The organism is Paraburkholderia sp. GV068, assembly GCF_003058125.1.
Taxonomy (GTDB): Bacteria; Pseudomonadota; Gammaproteobacteria; order Burkholderiales; family Burkholderiaceae; genus Paraburkholderia; species Paraburkholderia graminis.
The window spans coordinates 706,466-724,581 of sequence record NZ_QBUB01000001.1; the positions used below are offsets into that span (position 1 = coordinate 706,466).

Annotated in this window: 16 protein-coding genes and 1 pseudogene; 15 read left to right on the forward strand and 2 right to left on the reverse strand. The window is 62.6% G+C overall.

What is annotated here, in order from left to right:
- Positions 1-14: 14 nt before the first annotated feature.
- The 8 genes from C8K18_RS03205 to C8K18_RS03240 are packed head-to-tail and all read left to right on the forward strand — an operon-like array spanning position 15 to position 9,284.
- Positions 15-821, forward strand: coding sequence for an SDR family oxidoreductase (locus C8K18_RS03205; protein ID WP_006051451.1), 807 nt, complete (start codon positions 15-17; stop codon positions 819-821).
- A gap of 15 nt (positions 822-836) precedes the next feature.
- Complete coding sequence (locus C8K18_RS03210; RefSeq protein ID WP_006051452.1) at positions 837-1,769, forward strand: 3-keto-5-aminohexanoate cleavage protein; 933 nt, start codon at positions 837-839, stop codon at positions 1,767-1,769.
- A 16-nt stretch (positions 1,770-1,785) separates the two neighbouring features.
- Positions 1,786-2,565, forward strand: a complete 780-nt coding sequence (locus C8K18_RS03215; protein WP_006051453.1) for an N-acyl homoserine lactonase family protein — start codon at positions 1,786-1,788, stop codon at positions 2,563-2,565.
- A gap of 38 nt (positions 2,566-2,603) precedes the next feature.
- The gene (locus C8K18_RS03220) at positions 2,604-3,743 is read left to right on the forward strand and encodes a sugar ABC transporter substrate-binding protein (RefSeq protein WP_107706631.1); all 1,140 of its coding nucleotides are present in this window, start codon (positions 2,604-2,606) and stop codon (positions 3,741-3,743) included.
- Positions 3,744-3,753: 10 nt separating this feature from the next.
- Positions 3,754-5,277: a sugar ABC transporter ATP-binding protein gene (locus tag C8K18_RS03225; protein ID WP_107706632.1), complete on the forward strand. Its 1,524-nt coding sequence runs from the start codon at positions 3,754-3,756 to the stop codon at positions 5,275-5,277.
- 10 nt (positions 5,278-5,287) lie between these two features.
- Entirely contained in the window at positions 5,288-7,387 is a 2,100-nt protein-coding gene (locus C8K18_RS03230; RefSeq protein ID WP_107706633.1) for an ABC transporter permease, read from the forward strand.
- 15 nt (positions 7,388-7,402) lie between these two features.
- Complete coding sequence (locus tag C8K18_RS03235; protein ID WP_107706634.1) at positions 7,403-8,344, forward strand: 3-hydroxyacyl-CoA dehydrogenase; 942 nt, start codon at positions 7,403-7,405, stop codon at positions 8,342-8,344.
- Between the two features lie 37 nt (positions 8,345-8,381).
- A complete protein-coding gene (locus C8K18_RS03240) occupies positions 8,382-9,284 on the forward strand; it encodes an SMP-30/gluconolactonase/LRE family protein (RefSeq protein WP_006051458.1) in 903 nt (300 codons plus the stop codon).
- Positions 9,285-9,459: 175 nt separating this feature from the next.
- Here C8K18_RS03240 and C8K18_RS03245 read toward each other — a convergent pair whose 3' ends face one another.
- Together C8K18_RS03245 and C8K18_RS03250 are read right to left on the reverse strand one after the other, a co-directional pair.
- On the reverse strand, positions 9,460-10,830 hold the full coding sequence (locus C8K18_RS03245) for an FAD-dependent oxidoreductase (RefSeq protein ID WP_107706635.1): 1,371 nt from the start codon (positions 10,828-10,830) through the stop codon (positions 9,460-9,462).
- A gap of 110 nt (positions 10,831-10,940) precedes the next feature.
- Positions 10,941-12,590, reverse strand: coding sequence for an FAD-dependent oxidoreductase (locus tag C8K18_RS03250; protein ID WP_107706636.1), 1,650 nt, complete (start codon positions 12,588-12,590; stop codon positions 10,941-10,943).
- A 220-nt stretch (positions 12,591-12,810) separates the two neighbouring features.
- Between C8K18_RS03250 and C8K18_RS03255 the strand changes: the two genes are divergently transcribed.
- The 7 genes and pseudogenes from C8K18_RS03255 to C8K18_RS03285 all read left to right on the forward strand — a co-directional run.
- On the forward strand, positions 12,811-13,782 hold the full coding sequence (locus C8K18_RS03255; protein WP_006051461.1) for a GlxA family transcriptional regulator: 972 nt from the start codon (positions 12,811-12,813) through the stop codon (positions 13,780-13,782).
- A gap of 160 nt (positions 13,783-13,942) precedes the next feature.
- On the forward strand, positions 13,943-14,743 hold the full coding sequence (locus C8K18_RS03260) for an SDR family oxidoreductase (protein WP_053858320.1): 801 nt from the start codon (positions 13,943-13,945) through the stop codon (positions 14,741-14,743).
- 42 nt (positions 14,744-14,785) lie between these two features.
- Complete coding sequence (locus tag C8K18_RS03265) at positions 14,786-15,547, forward strand: SDR family oxidoreductase (RefSeq protein WP_107706637.1); 762 nt, start codon at positions 14,786-14,788, stop codon at positions 15,545-15,547.
- A gap of 113 nt (positions 15,548-15,660) precedes the next feature.
- Complete coding sequence (locus C8K18_RS03270; RefSeq protein ID WP_107706638.1) at positions 15,661-16,863, forward strand: MFS transporter; 1,203 nt, start codon at positions 15,661-15,663, stop codon at positions 16,861-16,863.
- Between the two features lie 159 nt (positions 16,864-17,022).
- On the forward strand, positions 17,023-17,376 hold the full coding sequence (locus tag C8K18_RS03275; protein WP_006052629.1) for a DUF1428 domain-containing protein: 354 nt from the start codon (positions 17,023-17,025) through the stop codon (positions 17,374-17,376).
- 133 nt (positions 17,377-17,509) lie between these two features.
- Positions 17,510-17,887, forward strand: a complete 378-nt coding sequence (locus tag C8K18_RS03280) for a nuclear transport factor 2 family protein (RefSeq protein ID WP_107706812.1) — start codon at positions 17,510-17,512, stop codon at positions 17,885-17,887.
- A gap of 76 nt (positions 17,888-17,963) precedes the next feature.
- Positions 17,964-18,092: pseudogene (locus tag C8K18_RS03285) on the forward strand (ABC transporter ATP-binding protein); the annotation flags it as partial.
- Positions 18,093-18,116: the final 24 nt, after the last annotated feature.

Sequence of the window (18,116 nt, forward strand, 5' to 3'; positions counted from 1 at the left end):
AACGGAGACAGACAATGACGGTTCTTCAGATGCTGAAGCCGCACGCGGGCTTGCGCGTGCTTATCACGGGCGGCGCATCGGGCATCGGCCTCGTGATGGCCCAGGCGTTCATCGAAGCAGGTGCTCGCGTGCATGTTTGCGATGCGAGCCAGCAGGCGATCGACGCGCTTCAAAAAGCCCAGGAAAGTGTGGAACTGAACCGCATCACGGCGACGCTCGCCGACGTGGCGGATCGCGCGGCCGTGGAGCGCGTTTTCGTCGATGTGCAGGCGGAGCTTGGCGGTCTCGACGTGCTGGTCAATAACGCAGGCATTGCCGGGCCGACCGGCGGCGTCGACGAGCTCGACGAGCAGGAATGGAACAACACGGTCGACGTGAATCTCAACGCGCAGTTTTATTTCGCGCGCCGCGCGGTGCCGCTTCTCAGGCAGGCGCGCGATGGCGGCACCATCATCGCGCTGTCGTCGGTGGCCGGGCGTCTTGGTTATGCGTTCCGCACGCCTTACGCCGCGACCAAATGGGCGGTGGTCGGCATGACCAAGAGCCTTGCCATCGAACTCGGGCCTTCGAATATCCGTGTCAACGCGATACAGCCCGGCATTGTGAAAGGCCCGCGCATCGAGCGCGTGATCGCGGCGCGCGCGAAGCAGCTCAAGCTTTCCTACGAAGAGATGGAGAAGCAGTATCTCGCCAAAATCTCGCTGCGCCGTATGACCACGCCGGAAGAAGTGGCCGCCACCGCGCTCTTTCTGTGTTCGCCCGCCGGCAGCGGCATCTCGGGACAAGCGATATCCGTCTGCGGCAACGTCGAATTCCTCTAACCGCACGAGGCTCACATGGCAACGAAACGCAAGGTCATCATCACGTGCGCGCCGACGGGCGCAATCCATACACCGTCGATGTCGCCGTATCTGCCGGTTACTCCTCAACAGATCGGCGATGCCGCGCTTGCCGCGGCGAAAGAAGGCGCGGCGATCATTCATCTGCATGCGCGCGATCCGGACGACGGTCATCCGACCCAGGACCCCGCCGTGTTCCAGGAGTTCTTGCCGCGCATCAAGGCCGAATGCGATGCAGTCATCAACCTCACCACGGGCGGCAGCCCGCATATGACGGTCGCGGAACGCCTGAAGCCCGCGCATCATTTTCAGCCGGAAGTGGCGTCGCTCAACATGGGCTCGATGAACTTCGGCCTGTATCCGATGCTCGAGCGCTTCAAGGAACTCAAGTACGACTGGGAACGCAAGCATCTGGAGAACAGCCGCGATCTGGTGTTCAAGAACACGTTCGCGGATATCGAATACATCCTGACGTCTTGCGGGGCGAACGGCACGCGTTTCGAGTTCGAGTGCTACGACATCTCGCATCTGTACAACCTCGCGCATTTTGTCGACCGTGGGCTCGCGAAGCCGCCGTTCTTCGTGCAAAGCGTATTCGGTCTGCTCGGCGGCATCGGCGCGCATCCGGAAGACCTCGCGCATATGCGCCGCACGGCGGATCGCCTGTTCGGCAAGGACTACGTGTGGTCGATTCTCGGCGCGGGACGCAATCAGATTCCGCTCGCTTCGATCGGCGTGGCGCAAGGCTCGAACGCACGCGTCGGCCTTGAAGATTCGTTGTGGATCGAGCCGGGCAAGCTCGCGGAATCGAGCGCGGCGCAGGTCCGCAAGATACGCCAGGTGATCGAAGGCCTGTCGCTCGATATCGCGACGCCCGCCGAAGCGCGCGAGATGCTTCAACTCAAGGGCGCGGCCAACACCAACTTCTGATAGCGGAGAGCGCAGCGTGAACGCCAGATTGAAAGTAGTCGCGATGCCGACGGGCTGGCTCACCGTCGATCGCTCGTCACAGGTGTACGGCCGCTATTTCGGGCAGTCGATCAAGGTGCCGGTGTGGTCCACGGCGATTGTCGGCGCGCAGAAAAAGATCGTGGTGGATACGGGCATTCACGATCCGGGGTGGGTGTCGGACTTCGTGTGTCCTTGCGACCAGGCGCCGGAAGAGAAGCTGGAACGCGCACTCAAACAATACGTCGGCTGGAGCGCGGACGAGGTCGACATTGTCATCAACACGCATCTGCATTACGACCATTCGGGCGGCAACACGCTGTTCAAAAACGCGCGCTTTATCGTGCAGGCGAAAGAATGGGAATACGCGGGCCAGCCTCTGCCGACGCAGGCCACGTACTACCAGGAGTTTCTGATCGGCCGCGAGCCGCTCGCGTATTTCCGCTGGCAGTTCGTGCATGGCGTCGCCGATATCGTGCCGGGCGTGCGCGTCGTGCCGACACCAGGACATACGCCCGGCCATCAATCCGTTGCGGTGGATACGGAAGACGGCGTGGTGCTGATCGCGGGGGATTGCGCGAACTGCATGGAAAACATCGTCGATCTGGTGCCGGTGGGCATCGTGCACGAGACGCTTGCGGAAATGGGCTCGCTCACGCGCATTCGCCAGATCGCCGATTACGTGATCCCCGGCCACGATCCCAACGTCGTGCCGGGCAGCGCGGGTATCGCATTGCCGGCCAGTGCGCGCTTGCCGCATGTACCGGTTTCTGGCTGAAGCGTAGTTCGACACAAAAACGAACATTGGAGGATGACATGAAAGCATGGACGCAATCTATTCGTCGTGCGGGACTGACGGCGCTCGGTATCGGTATGGGTATCGGCTTCGCTGCGGCGCTCGCTGTCTCCGGCGAGGCGCATGCGGCGGGCAAGTACAAGGTGTTCCTGTCGATGAGCTATGTCGGCAACGACTGGCAGACCGAGGCCGCGAACATGGTCAAGGCGATGGCGAACACGCCCGCGCTGAAGGACAAGGTCGATCTCGAGGTGCAGGTCGCGGGCACCGACGCGCAGAAGCAGATCCAGCAGATCAACTCGATGGTGCAGGCGGGCGCGAAGGCGATCATCATCTATCCGATCTCGCCCACGGCGCTGAACCGCGCAATCAAGAACGCCTGTTCGAAGGGCGTGGTCGTCGCGGCCTACGACGGCGAAGTGACCGAACCGTGCGCCCACAACGTGACGATCGACCAGCACCAGGCCGGCACCGTCACGGCGGAATGGCTTGCGAAGACGCTGAACGGCAAGGGCAACATCGTGCTGATCAACGGCGTTCCGGGCACGTCGGTGGATCGCGCCCGCACCGAAGCCGCCAAGGCCGTGTTCTCGAAGTACCCCGGCATCAAGGTCGTGGCGGAAGGCACGGGCATGTGGAGTCAGGCCACGGCCAAGACCGAGCTGTCGAAGATTCTCGCGACCAATAGCTGGGACAAGATCGACGGGCTGTGGATGCAGGTCGGCTGCTTCACCGCCGCGTCGATGCAGCTCGATGCCGGCATCGCCGACGACAAGATCAAGCCCTGCGCGGGTGAGTCGTCGAACGGTCATCGCGTGCAGATGCTGCCGCCTGGCGAGGTGAAAGGGCAGGGCGCCTATCGCTCGATCGGCTACCGTTCGATTTCGTATGGCGCGCCGCCGTATTCGGGTGCAATGGCGCTCAAGATGGCCGTGCAGAAGCTGGACGGCAAGGACTTCCCGCAGCGCATCACGCTCAAGCTGCCGCTCGTCGAAACGCCGCAGTCCAGGCTGTGCAAGACCGGCAGCATCGACGAACTGAAGGCGGGGTGCACGGCCTTCATGCCGGACAAGGTGCCGCCGGGCTGGTTCGCGGACATCTATTCCGAGGAAACCAGAGAGGTCGGCTTCAACGCGGCGCTCACGGGCAACCAGGACTGAGGACCTTGTCATGAGCGACGCATCTCTCGCCATCGACCTGTCGAACGTGACCAAGCGCTTCGGCGCCACCGTCGCGCTCGACGGCGCGTCGTTTCGCGTCAAGCGCGGTGCCGTGCACGCGTTGCTCGGCGAGAACGGCGCAGGCAAGTCCACCACCGTCAAGCTGCTGTCCGGGTTGATGCAGCCCGACGCGGGCACCATCCGCGTGATGGGCCGCGACCTGACGATGCGCGGCCCGCAGGACGCGCATCGCGCCGGCGTGCAGACGGCGTTTCAGGAGATGACGCTGGTGCGCGATCTCACGGTCGCGCAGAACCTGCTTCTGTCGTACGAGCCGACCGGGCTCTTCGGCCGCATCAGAACGCGCGAGGCGCAGCGCATGGCGGCGCAGTGGCTCGAAGAACTCGATCTGCCGGACGTGCGCCCCGGTGCGTATGTTCGCGATCTGTCCTTGCCGGTGCGGCAAAAGATCGAGATTGCGAAGGCGATCCTGCGTGGCCCGCAAGTACTGCTGCTCGACGAGCCGACTTCGTCGCTGTCGGGCGCGGACGTGGCGTGGCTTTCGCGCCGGATCGATGCGTTAAAGGCAAAGGGCGTCACGTTCGTGTTCATCTCGCACCGCATGCAGGAAGTGCGCGAGTTCTGCGACAGCCTCACCGTGTATCGCAATGGCCGCGATGTCGGCTCATTCGACACGCCCGACATTTCGGACGACGAGGTAATCCGCCTCGTCATCGGCCGCTCCATGGAAGCGAAATATCCGCCGAAGGTCGCGCCGCCGGCGCTGGCGCAGGGCCAAACCCGGCCGCCCGCCATGCAGGCGCGCCGCATCCGCGTGGACGGCGTGGTGAGCGACTTCGACCTGACGCTTGTCGCCGGCGAAGTGCACGGCATCGCGGCGTTGCAGGGTATGGGCCAGCGCGAACTGTTCGAGGCGCTGTTCGGCGCCACCTATATCGACGACGGCGAAATCCGTATCGACGGCAAGCCGGTCACGCTGACCTCGACCGCCGATTCGCTGAAGGCCGGTGTGTCGACCAGTTTTCTGCCTGAAGACCGCAAGACCGAAGGTCTGTTTCTGCGTCTGCCCGGCGGAGAGAACGTGTCGCTGCCGGTGATCGGACGTTATGCGCGCTTTGGACTGATCGACCGCAAGCGCGAGCAGGCCGCGATCGCCAGGTCGCTTGCGCAGATGGAAGTGAATCCGCGCGCGCTCTACAAGCCGTGCCTGTCGTTCTCGGGCGGCAACCAGCAAAAGATCGCAATGGCCAAGTGGATGCTCACGCAAAGCCGCGTCTGGCTCATGTTCGATCCGACGCGCGGCATCGACGTGGGCACCAAGCATCAGATTTTCGTGCTGATGCGCGCGTTCGCCGCGGCAGGCGGCGCCGTGCTGTTTTATTCGACCGATGTTCCCGAACTCGTCAATGTGTGCGACCGCGTGTCGGTGATGTATCGCGGCCGCAACGTCGGAGAATTGTCCGGCGATGCGCTCACGGAAGAAGCCGTGATGCGCAACATGCTTTCCAGCTGAGAGGTTGGCCATGAAAATAGCTATTGCGTCGCCCGACAGCGGGATCGTGCGTCGAGGCGCGGGCGCTGCCTGGGCCGCGCGAGTCGATCATCATCGCGGACTGATCATCGCGATCGGCGCGCTCGTCGCAATGCTCGTTGCGTGGGGCGCGCTGTCGGCCACGCCGGTGGGCGCGTACGACATCGGCTCCGTCATTTCGAGCGCGACGACGCTCGCGCTCGCCGCGCTCGGACAGACCATCGTCGTGCTGTCGGGCGGCTTCGATCTGTCCGCGTCGGCAGTCGTGTCGCTCGCCAACGTGCTCGCGGTGCGCTTCGTGCATGGCACGCCGCTTCAACAATGGGCGGGTGCGGCGCTGATTCTCGCGACAGGCGGCGGCATCGGTTTGATCAATGGCGCGCTGATCGCGTGGTTCCGCCTGCAATCCATCGTGGTCACGCTCGCGACCATGTTCATGGTTCAGGGCGTGACGCTGCTGATCCAGAACAAGCCCGGCGGCAGCGTCGGCGACGAGTTCGGCGCGTTCATCACATCCGATCTGATTGACGGGAAACTGCCGATGTCGGCCGGCGTGCTGATCGCCGCGCTGCTGATATGGGCGTTTATCCGGCGCACGCGTTTCGGCGTCGGTCTGTACGCGCTCGGCAGCGACGCGGACAGCGCGTACGCCAACGGCATGCCCGTCACGCGCTATCGCATCATGACCTACGCGCTCGCAGGCATGTTCTACGCGGCGGCGGGCCTGTACGTGTCGGCGCAGACGGGCTCTGCCGATCCCCTCGTCGGCCGTCCGCTGCTGCTGTCGATGTTTACCGCCGTGGTGCTCGGCGGAACGTTGCTCGGCGGCGGGCGGGGCGGCTGCGTCGGCACGGTGTTCGCCGCCATGACGCTGATGGTCACCGTGAATATCCTGCTGGTGCTGAACGTGTCGGCGTTCTTCACGACGATCGCGGAAGCGGTGATCCTGATTCTCGCGGTACTCGGTTCGTCGATCGGCAAACAGTCGGCCGCGCATGAATGCGCGCGTCACGCGGCACAATGGCTGAGGGCGATGCGAACCGGCACGCGAGTGAAGAACGACGCTCACGCGCGGCGCGTGTCCTTCGAAGTGAGCGGTTTTCAGCCGATCGCCAACACGGAGCTGAAGGGCCGCGCGATTGCGGACTGGATCGAGCGCAACCGCGAGTGGGTGAAGTATGTCGTGCCGGCGTATCTGCTGTTTTTCGCGGTAGTGGCGATCACCGGCTTCGTGTATGGCCCAGCGGTGCTGACCAGCGCGAACTTCTACAGCAGCCTGCTGACGCTGACATTGTTCCTCGCGATTCTCGGCCTCGGACAGGGCGCGGTGATCCTGACCGGCGGACTTGATCTCTCGATGCCCTGGCTCATCACGCTGGCCGGCGTTCTTCTCACGGGCCTCACGCACGGCGCGAACGCCGCGGCGGCGTGGGCGGTCCCGGCCGTGCTCGGCGTCGGCCTGCTCGTCGGCGCATTCAACGGCGTGGGCGTCGTGATGCTGGGCCTTCCGCCAATCGTCGTGACGCTTGCCGCCAACGGCCTGCTGCAAGGTCTCACGCTGATCTACTGCAATGGCTCGCCGCAAGGCTGGTCGCCGTCCGCGATCAGCGAATTCACCAACGGCAAACTCGGGCCCTTGTCGTTCGCCGCATGGAGCGTGCCGGTGTTTCTCGCGCTTGCGCTGTTGCTGCTGCATCGCACGCCGTTCGGGCGGCGCGTGTACGCGGTCGGCAATTCGCAGGTCGCGGCGAAGCTCTCAGGTGTGCGTGTCGGCACCACGCTGATCGCCGTGTACTGCCTCTCAGGATTGTGCTCGGCGCTCGTCGGTTTGCTGCTCGCGGGGTTCAGCTCGCAGGCGTTCCTCGGTATGGGCGATCCGTATCTGCTGCCGTCCATCGCGGTGGTCGTCGTGGGCGGCGCTCTGATCACCGGCGGGCGCGGGCATTATCTCGGCGTGTTCGGCGGCGCGCTGCTGCTGACCGCTCTCGGCACGCTGCTCGCGGGCACGACCGTGCCGCCCGCCGTGCGCGACATCATCAATGGGCTCGTCGTGCTGGCGGCCGTCATCACGCTGCGCGACCGGCGCGCATAACATCGGGACACATTCATGCAGACGAAGACGACAGCGGTAATCGGTTCGGGGCGCATCGGGCGCGCGTGGGCGATTGTGTTCGCGCGCAGCGGCTTCGACGTGAAGTTGCACGACGCCTCGCAAGACATGCTGAGGGACGCTGTCCCGGCCATTCGCGAAAGCGTGGAGGACCTCGCGTCGTTCGATCTGATCGACGAGCCGGCAGAGGCGATCGTCGCGCGCATCACAACATGCGAGACCCTTGCCGAAGCGGTCGCAGAGGCGGATCTCGTGCAGGAGAACATTGCCGAAATCGTCGACGTGAAGCGCACGCTCTTTGCGCAGCTAGACCGCCTGACGAAGCCCGACGCGCTGCTTGCCAGTTCGACCTCGGGTCTGCCGGCATCCACGTTCACCGAAGCGTTGCAAGGCCGCGCGCGCTGTCTCGTCGCGCATCCGGTGAACCCGCCGTCGCTCGTGCCGCTCGTCGAGTTGTGCGGGGCGCCCTGGACATCGCAGGACACGCTCGAACGTGCTCGCGTTTTCTATGAGCAAGCTGGACAGAAGCCGGTCACCGTGAATCGCGAAATCTCGGGTTTTCTGCTTAACCGCCTGCAAGGCGCGGTGCTCGATGAGGCGTTGAGCCTCTACGAGCAGGGCTATGCGAGCGCCGCCGATCTGGACACCGTGATGCGCGACGGTCTCGCGATGCGCTGGTCCTTCATGGGCCCGTTCGAGACGATCGATCTGAACGCGCCGGGCGGCGTGGCCGACTATGCACAGCGCTATGGCGGCACATACCGCAGCATCGCCGAAACGCGCGTGCCTTTTGACTGGGCCGCCGCCACGCTGGACCGCCTCGATGCCGAGCGGCGTGCCGCGCTGCCGCGCGAGCGTATCGAGGAGCGCAGCCGCTGGCGGGATCGGCGTCTGATGGCGCTGCTCGCTCATCGGCGCGCGCTCAAGGACAACGAGTGAACCGAAGCGCCAACATCGTGCCAACAAGGAGACGACGATGCCTGAAGTACGCTTGCTCGTGGATGCGAACAATCATCTTGGTGAAGGCCCGCTATGGGATGTCAAGGAGGAACGGCTGTACTGGATCGACAGTACCGCCGCGGAAATCTATAGCTGCCGCGCGGACGGCAGCGAGGTAAAGCGCTTTTTCGTGCCGCGTCATATCGGTTCGATGGCGCTGCGCGAGCAGGGCGGCGCGGTCGTGGCGCTTGCCAACGGCCTGCATTTTTACGACTTCGATGCGCAGACGGTGCAGTTCATCGCCGATCCGGAAAGCGACGATCCCGAGACCCGCTTCAACGACGGCAAGGTGGACCGGCGCGGCCGCTTCATCGCGGGCACGATGTCCTACGATTTCGACCGCTACGACGCGGATCGCGGCCAGCGCTCAACGCGCAGCGGCGGTCTGTACCGCCTGGATATCGACGGCACGCTGGCGCGGCTGGACTCGGGCATCAGCTGTTCGAACGGACCCTGCTGGAGCCCCGACAATCGCACGCTGTACTTCACGGACACGTATAGCAGGGAGATGTACGCGTACGACTACGACATCGAAACCGGCGCCGCCGGCAACCGCCGCCTGTTCGCATCGGCGCGCGACATGGCCGGCACTTTCGACGGCGCAACCGTCGATGAGGAAGGCTACGTCTGGTCCGCGCTGGTGTTCGGCGGGCGCATCTTGCGCTTCGCGCCGGACGGCAAGCTCGACCGCGTCGTCGAATTCCCGGTGCGCAATCTGACGAGCGTGATGTTCGGCGGCCCGAATCTCGACACGCTCTACGTGACGACGATGGGCCGCCCGATGTGGGGCATTCCGCAGAAAGAACGCGAGAAGGGCGGGTTGTTCGCGGTGACGGGGCTGGGAGTGCGCGGTTTGCCGGAGCCGCGTTTCGCTGGGTGAGAGAGCGGGCCGCCAACGTCACGCGATTCTTGCAAACTCCCCGGACAAAAGCAGTGTCGTTCGACATGGTTTCGCGCACGCCGTGCGCGGGCTGCATGCCGCCGGTTGGACCGGCCTGGGTAATCGCAGACAAGCAAGGAGGTTCATCGCTGCAAGTCTCTATCGCGGCTCCTCATTAGGGCGCACGCTGCGGCACCTTCGCAAGCAGGATATTGAGGCCCTCGGAGATCAGCGGATGCGCAATGATTGCATCGCGCACGGCCGTATAAGGTAATCCGCCGAGCATCGCCATCTGCACCGCGGTCACTACCTCGCCGGCATTGGTGCCCAGCATCGCAAAGCCAAGGATGGCGTCTGAGTCCGCGTCGATCAGCATTTTCATGAAGCCCTTCGTCGCGCCGTTCGTCCGCGCCCGCGGCACCGCCGCCATCGGCAGCTTTGCAACACGTACCGCGATGCCGCGCGCCTTCGCGTCGGCTTCGCTGAGACCGATACGACCGAGTTCCGGCTCGATAAAGAGCGCATACGGAATGATTCTGTCGCGCGTGGTTTTCGCATTTTCCCCAGCGAGTTGCGAGCGCAACACGCGGTAATCGTCGAACGATGCGTGCGTGAACATCGGTGTGCCTGCGACCTCGCCGATGGCCCATGTGCGCTCTGCTGTCGTCGCGAGACGTTCGTCCGTTCTGATGAAGCCGCGCGCGTCGACTTCGACCCCGGCGGCGTCGAGGCCGATACCGGACGTGCCAGGGGTGCGGCCCGCCGCGACCAGAAGATGACTCCCGCTCACCGTGCTGCCATTCTGCAGTACCACTGTCACCAACTCTCCCGACTTGCCCGTCACGCTGGCGGGTCTCGCGCCGGTTCTGATATCGATGCCTTCCTCTTTCAGCGCCGCCTCGATCGCCTCGGTGACGTCCTCGTCTTCACGCATCGCCACGCGCGGCGCGTCCTGTATCAGCGTGACCTTGCTGCCCAGTCTACGGAATGCCTGCGCCATTTCGAGCCCGATATATCCACCGCCGAGAACGATCAGGCTTTCGGGTAACGTCGTCAGCACCAGCGCTTCGACGTGCGTCAGCGGCTCGGCGGCCTTCAATCCCGGCACATCGGGAATCGCCGCCGTCGTGCCCGTGTTGATAAAAGCATGTTCGCCTTCGATCATTCGCAGACCGCCGTCATTGGTTTTCACTTCGAGCCGGCGCGGTCCGACAAAGCGGCCCGTGCCCAGCACGAGTTCGAGGCCGGAGTCACGCAACGCGTTGCGATTGATTTCCACCATACCGTCGACCACGGCTTTCACGCGCTGCGACACTTTGGCCATGTCCGCGGCCCTGCCATCCTGTCGATGCAGTATGTATTCGGTGCGCGCGGTCTGGATCAGCGTCTTGGTCGGTATGCATGCCACGTTGATGCACGATCCGCCGATCATGCCTCGTTCGATCACGGCAACCTTGCGGCCCGCCTGCGCGAGTTCCATCGCCAGTGTCTTGCCACCTTTGCCGCCGCCAAGAAATACATATTCGAAGTGCTCGATCGTTGTCATCGCGGAGTTCCTTTTTGCCCGTCAACTATCATCGCCCGACATCGGCGGTACCTTGAAAATCAGCACTAGCATCGTGCTGTGTGCTGCACGCCAATCCATCACGACGGCGCTTATGCCTGAGCGACCGTCCGCTCCAGTTGACGATGAATCTGCGCGACGACGGCAGCACCGTCTCCCACCGCCGCGGCAACACGTTTGGTCGAAGTCGAGCGGACGTCCCCCGCACAGAACACGCCGCGCACGCTTGTTTCATGCTCTTGCGACCCAGGTCCGGCGCCTTCGCCCGTAAGCACGAAGCCGTTTTTGTCGACGGCGACGCCGCATCCGTCAAGCCACGACGTGTTGGGAGATGCACCGGTAAACAGGAACACGTGTTCCGCGGATACAACCGACCGTTGCGTCCCGCTCAAAAGCTCTACTTCCTCGAGCGTCCTGGCGCCTCTCAGCGCGGTGATCTGAGTGCCGTACGTCACATCGACATTGTCCAGAGCAGCGATACGGTCGATGAGATATTGCGACATACTGGCCTTCAGGCTTTGTCCACGTACCAGCATGCGAACTCGCCGCGCGCGCGACGCGAGGTACACGGCGGCCTGTCCCGCGGAGTTTCCGCCGCCGACCAGCAATACGTCTTGTCCCGCGCAAAGCTTCGCCTCGACCGGCGAAGCCCAATAGTATGTTCCTCGTCCCTCGAAGCGTTCCAAGCCCTGAATGTCGGGTCTGCGATAAGCCGCGCCCGAAGCGATAACGATCGTTCGGGACCGGATGGTCACGGCGGAGGACAAGCGCAGCGCGAACGGCGTTATGCCGCAATCGAGGCTTTCCGCCTGAGCGGGAATGGCTACGTCGGCTCCGAATTTCTGTGCCTGTACGTACGCGCGGGCGGTGAGCGCATGGCCGGAGATGCCTGTTGGGAATCCGAAGAAGTTTTCAATGCGGGCGCTGGCACCGGCCTGTCCGCCTGGCGCACTATGATCGAGTACGATGACTCTCAGCCCCTCGGACGCGGCATAGACGGCTGTCGCCAAACCCGCCGGACCCGCTCCGACGATTGCGACGTCGTAGACATGCTCCGGATCGAAATCAGGGAGCCAGCCCAGCGCGTTGGCAAGCTCCGCTTCATCGGGTGCTCGCAAGATGGTCCCGTCTGGATGCAGCACGAGCGGGTAGTCGGCGTCATCGCGTACCCACTTCGCTACGTAACGGGCTGTGTCGTCGTCTTCTGACGACGCGCCGATGACCGCATGAGGAACATTGTTACGTCGCAGGAAACTTTGCAATGCGTGGAGGCGGGCGTTATGCGGTTGGCTGACTATAACGATCCCATTGCCTCGCTCAATAAGCGCAACCCGCCTGAGAATAAGCGCCCGCATAATGCGCTCACCCAGCTCCGCTTCGGCGATCAGGAGCGCCCGCAGTCTGTCGGGGAGGATGTGAATGGCCGATACATCGCCGACCGCATCGCCGTCCACTATGCATCGACCGCCGGATAGCTGTCCGACTTCCGCAACGAAGTGTCCCGGACCGTTTTCGCTAACGACGGCATGACGCCCGAACGCGTCGCGGCTACTCACGCGAATCATCCCGTGCAATACCACGCACATCCCGAACCCTGGCGCGCCGACTTCGAAAATCCGTTCCGATGTCCACGAACGAACAACGCCGTATTGACGCAGTCGTGCTAATTCGGCCTCGGTCAGTTGCGGATACTTCTGTTCATGACGGTCGGTAGCTGGCGCTAACCATGTGGAGCTGCTCATTTGCGTTCCTGCGGTTGCGTGCGCGATGGGAAGTTCCACGCGCCTGATTGAGCCGGCTATTACATCGACACAGACGTCGACACAGACATCGACACAGCGCGCTGTTATGCCGGACTAGCGGCACGGTATTGGCGGATAGGATGCTTATCATCCATGCCGCAGGCAGGCTTTTACAACGACATTTATACTCACGTTTTCGGACACCACGGCTGGCGTATTAATGCATCGGATTGGCTACTTCTTGACGGACGACTTCCAGGTCATGGCCATTGGGACCCAGACCGTATTTGAAATCGCCAACGTCGTTGCGCGCGAGCCTATTTATCATGTGACGAATTACTCGCTGCAGGGCGGAGAAATCCGCTCGTCGCTCGGCGTCTCCGTCATGACCAGGCCGGCCGATTCGAATGCGACGGCAGACACCTGGATGATCAGCGGCGTGGCCAATCCAACCGGCCGCACCACAACCGCCGAAGAACTCAGATTCATCAGCGAGGCGGCCGCGCGCTCACGGCGCACCGCGGGCCTCTGTACGGGTGCGTTCGTTCTCGCTGAAGCCGGGCTTCTAAACGGTAAACGCGCGACCACGCATTGGGCGTTCGCAGACGCTTTGCAGGCGCGCTGGCCGCTCGTTCAGGTCGAAGCCGACCGCATCTTTATCGTCGATGGCCCGATATGGACGTCAGCGGGTTTGACGGCGGCGATGGACCTGGCGCTTGGCCTGGTGGAGAAGGACATGGGTGCGGACTTCGCGACCAGGGTGGCGCGTGCGATGGTCATGACGCATCGGCGCTCGGGCGGGCAGTCGCAGCACTCTGAAATGCTGGCGCTCGCGCCAAAGTCGGACCGGGTCCAGAAGGCGCTCGAACATGCACGCCTCAATTTATCCAAACCCTTGCGCGTGGACGATCTAGCGAAGGCAGCGCATCTGAGCAGCCGGCAATTTACGCGCATTTTTCTTTCCGAGACCGGCATATCTCCCGCGAAGGCAATCGAACGTCTGCGTCTGGAAGAGGCGAGAAATCTGATTGAACGTGGCCGTCATTCACTTGAAACAATTGCGCGCGAAACAGGATTTCGTGACAGGCGTCATCTCCGGGAAGTGTTCACGCGGGCCTATCAAATGACTCCGCAGTCGTTGAGGAGAGAGTCGCGGAATGTAACCGGTGACGATCACCCGATCGACGAATAGAAAGAGACGGCTTTAGTGCCGCTAGAAATTCGACGGGCTGCCAGTCGGTCATCCCTTCTATCTGGAATGTCCTAAAACATGACCTTTAACGTCATTTGAGTTGGTGGCCTTCGGCACCACAATTCACTCCGGCACAACTGTCTTCAACCGGAGTGACATGATGACGCAAGCACATTTGGGCACAGCACTGATTACGGGCGCATCGTCCGGTATGGGTGCGGTGTATGCCGAACGCCTCGCGCGACGCGGTTACGAACTCATACTCGTTGCCCGCAACCGTGAGCGCCTCGCCGCGCTAGCCAGCCGTATCACGACGCAAACCCAACGCAGTGTCGAAATTCTCGACGCCGACCTCGGGACTCGGGCTGGCCTTTCGATCGTCGAAACAAAGCTGAAACAGGATGCGACGATCACCCTGCTGGTCAATAACGCGGGCGTCGGTACGCATACGCCTCTCGAGGACAGCGACGTCGATGCGATGTCGCGCATGATCGATCTCAACGTGACGAGCGTGATGCGTCTTACCTACGCCGCCGTGCCCGGCTTTGTGTCGCGCGGCAAAGGCGCTGTCATCAATATTTCGTCGATCGTCGCGATTGCGCCGGAAGCGCTCAATGGTGTCTACGGTGGAAGCAAGGCCTTCGTGCTCGCATTCAGCCAGTCGCTGCACCACGAGCTTGCCGGCAAAGGAATTCGGATCCAGGCCGTCTTGCCGGGTGCAACGGCTACCGATTTCTGGCAAACGGGAGGGCTACCCCTCGAAAACCTGGACAAGTCGATCGTGATGTCCGCGGAAAACATGGTCGATGCGGCGCTGGTCGGGTTCGAGCGGGGCGAACTCGTGACGATTCCTTCGCTGCACGACGTCGCCAAATGGGAAGAATACGAAAGCGCGAGGCGTGCAATGTCGCCGCTATTGTCGACCAACGTTCCGGCACCGCGCTACACGACCACTCACTGACATTGGTTGCCGATACACATCTACATTAAGGAAGCGGTGATCATGAAACTTTCAGGCAACACGATATTCATTACGGGCGGCACGTCGGGTATTGGACGCGCGCTCGCCGAAGCGTTCCATCAACGCGGCAACAAGGTGATCATCGCCGGGCGGCGCAAAGCGTTACTCGACGAGGTCGCAAACGCGAACCCGGGCATCGATGTCATCGAACTCGACATTGCAGACGGCGCGCAGATTCAACAGGTGGCAAGGCAATTGATCGGGCGCTATCCCACGCTGAACGTCTTGATCAACAACGCGGGCATCATGCCGTTCGACAACGCGGGCAGTGCGCTCGACAATGCGCAGGCGGTGCATCTGATCAATACGAACCTGCTCGGTCCGGTGCGGATGAGTGCGGCGCTTGTCGAACATCTCAAGCAGCAGCCGGAGTCGACGATCATCAACAACAGTTCCGTGCTCGCCTATGTACCGCTGGCTGCTACTGCGCTGTATTCCGCAACCAAGGCAGCAGTCCACTCGTACACCATGTCGCAGCGATTCATGCTGCGCGACACCAGCGTGCGCGTGCTCGAAATCGCGCCGCCGTGGGTCGACACGGATCTCGTCCACAGGAGTGGCGATCCGCGTGCAATGCCGCTCGATGCGTTCATCGCCGAGACCTTGGACAAGCTCGCTACCGCGACGCAGGAAGTGGTGGTCAGCGCTGCCCAGCCGCTGCGCGACAACGTCGGACCTAACGAGTATGCGTTCGTCGACCAGTTCAACCTCTCGTTGAAAGACAACCCCATTCCAGTAGCCTGACGTACCCGAACGGCGATCGCGACAAAGCGGCGCTCGGCGCCGCTTGCGCGGTCCGGCCGCTTGTCCGCCGTCCGCCGTCCGGCGCCGGAATCGCTCAACTCCAGTACTCGCTCATGACCCCAGCTATCCCTGCGAAAACCACGCGTGCGCTTCGCGCGCTCAGTTTTGCGTACTTCGTGCAAGCGACAGGCGCGTTGTCGGTCGTCGGCAGTCTCAATGCGATTTCGCGTGAATGGGGTCTTGCCGACGCGCAAAGCGTCTACCTGATATCTTTTTTTGGCGTGACCTTCGCGTTTGCCGCGCCTTTTCTGCAAGTCGGCTTCGGACATTTGCGACGGCGTCGCCAGGTGCTCATCGGGCTCTCGCTCTTCAGCGCCGCCGCATTGCTGTTCGCGGCCGCACCAAACTACTCCGTCCTCGTTCTGTCGCGCGTGCTGATGGGATTGGGCGCGGGATTTATTGGTCCTGTGCTTGGCGCATTGGGATCGAGCCTCGTTGAACCCAGGCATCAGGGCAGCGCGATCGCCATCGTTCTGCTCGGACTGAGTATCGCGGGTCTCGTCGGGATGCCGCTTTCGGCATGGGTCGCTCACGTGTGGGGGGCGCGGGCGTTATTCGTTGCGATTGCGTGCGCGGGCGCGGCAACAGCGGCGCTTATCGTGGCGGTCGTGCCCGATTCCAGCGAGGGCGAGCATGTCGAGCTCAGAACCGTTACATCGCTGCTAAGCCGTACCGAGACACTCAGCGCGTTTCTCGTCGTGTTTTTCATCGCGGCAGGCGTCTATTCGACGTACTCGTTTATTGCGCCGATTGTTCGCGACACGTTCCATGCCGGTTCCAGCGCTGTATCGGCCGCGCTTGTCGTGCTGGGCGTTGCCGGCGTCGCAGGCAACCTTTTCGTGACGCGTGCCGCGAGGCGCTATAGCGCGGAAGCGATGTTGACCGCTGGGCTCGCGCTGCTCGCCCTCGACCTCGCGTTGCTTTGGATGACGCCACCCCATCTGCAATGGTTCTTCGTTGCGCTTGCTGCCTGGGCATTCGCCACGGATCTGCTGTGGCCTTCCCAGCAGCGCCGGATCGTCGAGATGGTGCCGGACCGGCGCGGGACTGCATTAGCGTTGACTGCGTCGTTCGTATTTTGCGGAATCGGCTTTGGTTCGGCAGTGGCGGGGCATGTCTATCCGGTGTTCGGTTTTGCGGGTGTCATCTGCACCTCGTTGGGCTTCCTCGCACTTTCCGCTGTTAGTCTGATTATTTCGCGGGCTTCCGTTGTGAGGATTCAGGTGCCTGTCGCCGGCGGCTCGAGTCAGTCCTGATCTTCCAGTGCGCGCGCACGCGGACGAAATTTATCGTGAGCTTTGTCGATTTCCTCAAGCGTGGTTCGTCGTGTGTATAGGGCGGCAAGATTGCGGCAATGCGGTCCCGATGTCGCTTTTGCGCCCTTATTCATGACTCACGCAAACCGGAGATCGTTCATGACTTACATAGATGGGTTTGTCGCCGCGGTGCCCACGGCCAATCGCGAAACGTACAGGAAGCATGCCGAATCGGCAGCGGCCGTCTTCAAGGAGCACGGCGCATTGAAGGTGGTCGAGTGCTGGGGAGACGACGTCCCGGAAGGGAAGCTGACGTCTTTTCCGATGGCGGTCAAACGGCAGCATGACGAGGCGGTGGTGTTCTCCTGGGTTGTCTGGCCTTCGCGTCAGGCACGAGACGACGGCATGAAAGCGGTGATGGCCGACCCACGGCTGCAGCCCGACACGAATCCGATGCCTTTCGACGGCAAGCGGCTGATCTACGGCGGGTTTGAAGTGATCGTGGACGCATGAGGGGCAAAGAAGGCGGCGCCGGTCGGGTCGACAATGGCCAGGAGCCTGCGATGCACCTGAGTTTTCCGCAGGTCAGCCTGCGGGAACAGGCCGTTGAGGCGCTTTCCTGAAACATTCAATGGAGACGACGTATATGCAGCAAGATCCTGCCGACATCGCCCGTGCGAGTTATCTCGCCTATGTACATAAGGACCGCGCCGCCATCGAGGCGCTGATCGGCGCTGACTTCCATTTCACTAGCCCTCTGGATAACCGCCTGGATCGCAGCACTTACTTCACGCGTTGTTGGCCGAACAGCGAGACGATTACCGACTTTCAGTTCGTCGATGTCGTTGTTCATGGCGAACAGGTGTTCGTCGTTTACGAAGCAACGACTCTTGGCAGTCGACGATTCCGCAATACGGAGCGGCTGACCGTCCGCGGCGGCAAGATCGTCGAGGCAGAGGTCTATTTCGGCTGGTCCCTTCCGCACGACGCGCCCGATGGCGGATATGTGACGTCGGTCGCGTAGCAACTCATTGGATGCCAGAAGCGCGGTTTTGCGCGGTTGTCGGCAATGGGACAACCGGATGACCTGGCCGCGATGCGCGCATCGCGGCTATGTGCTGCAGACCGGCCGCGTGGTGTTGTCGGGCACCGCAAGCGAACTGCTCGGCGATCAACGGATTCGCGATGCTTATCTCGGCGGATCGCTTGCGGCGGAAACGGGGTCGTGAGCGCGACGGATTGTGGATTGCCCT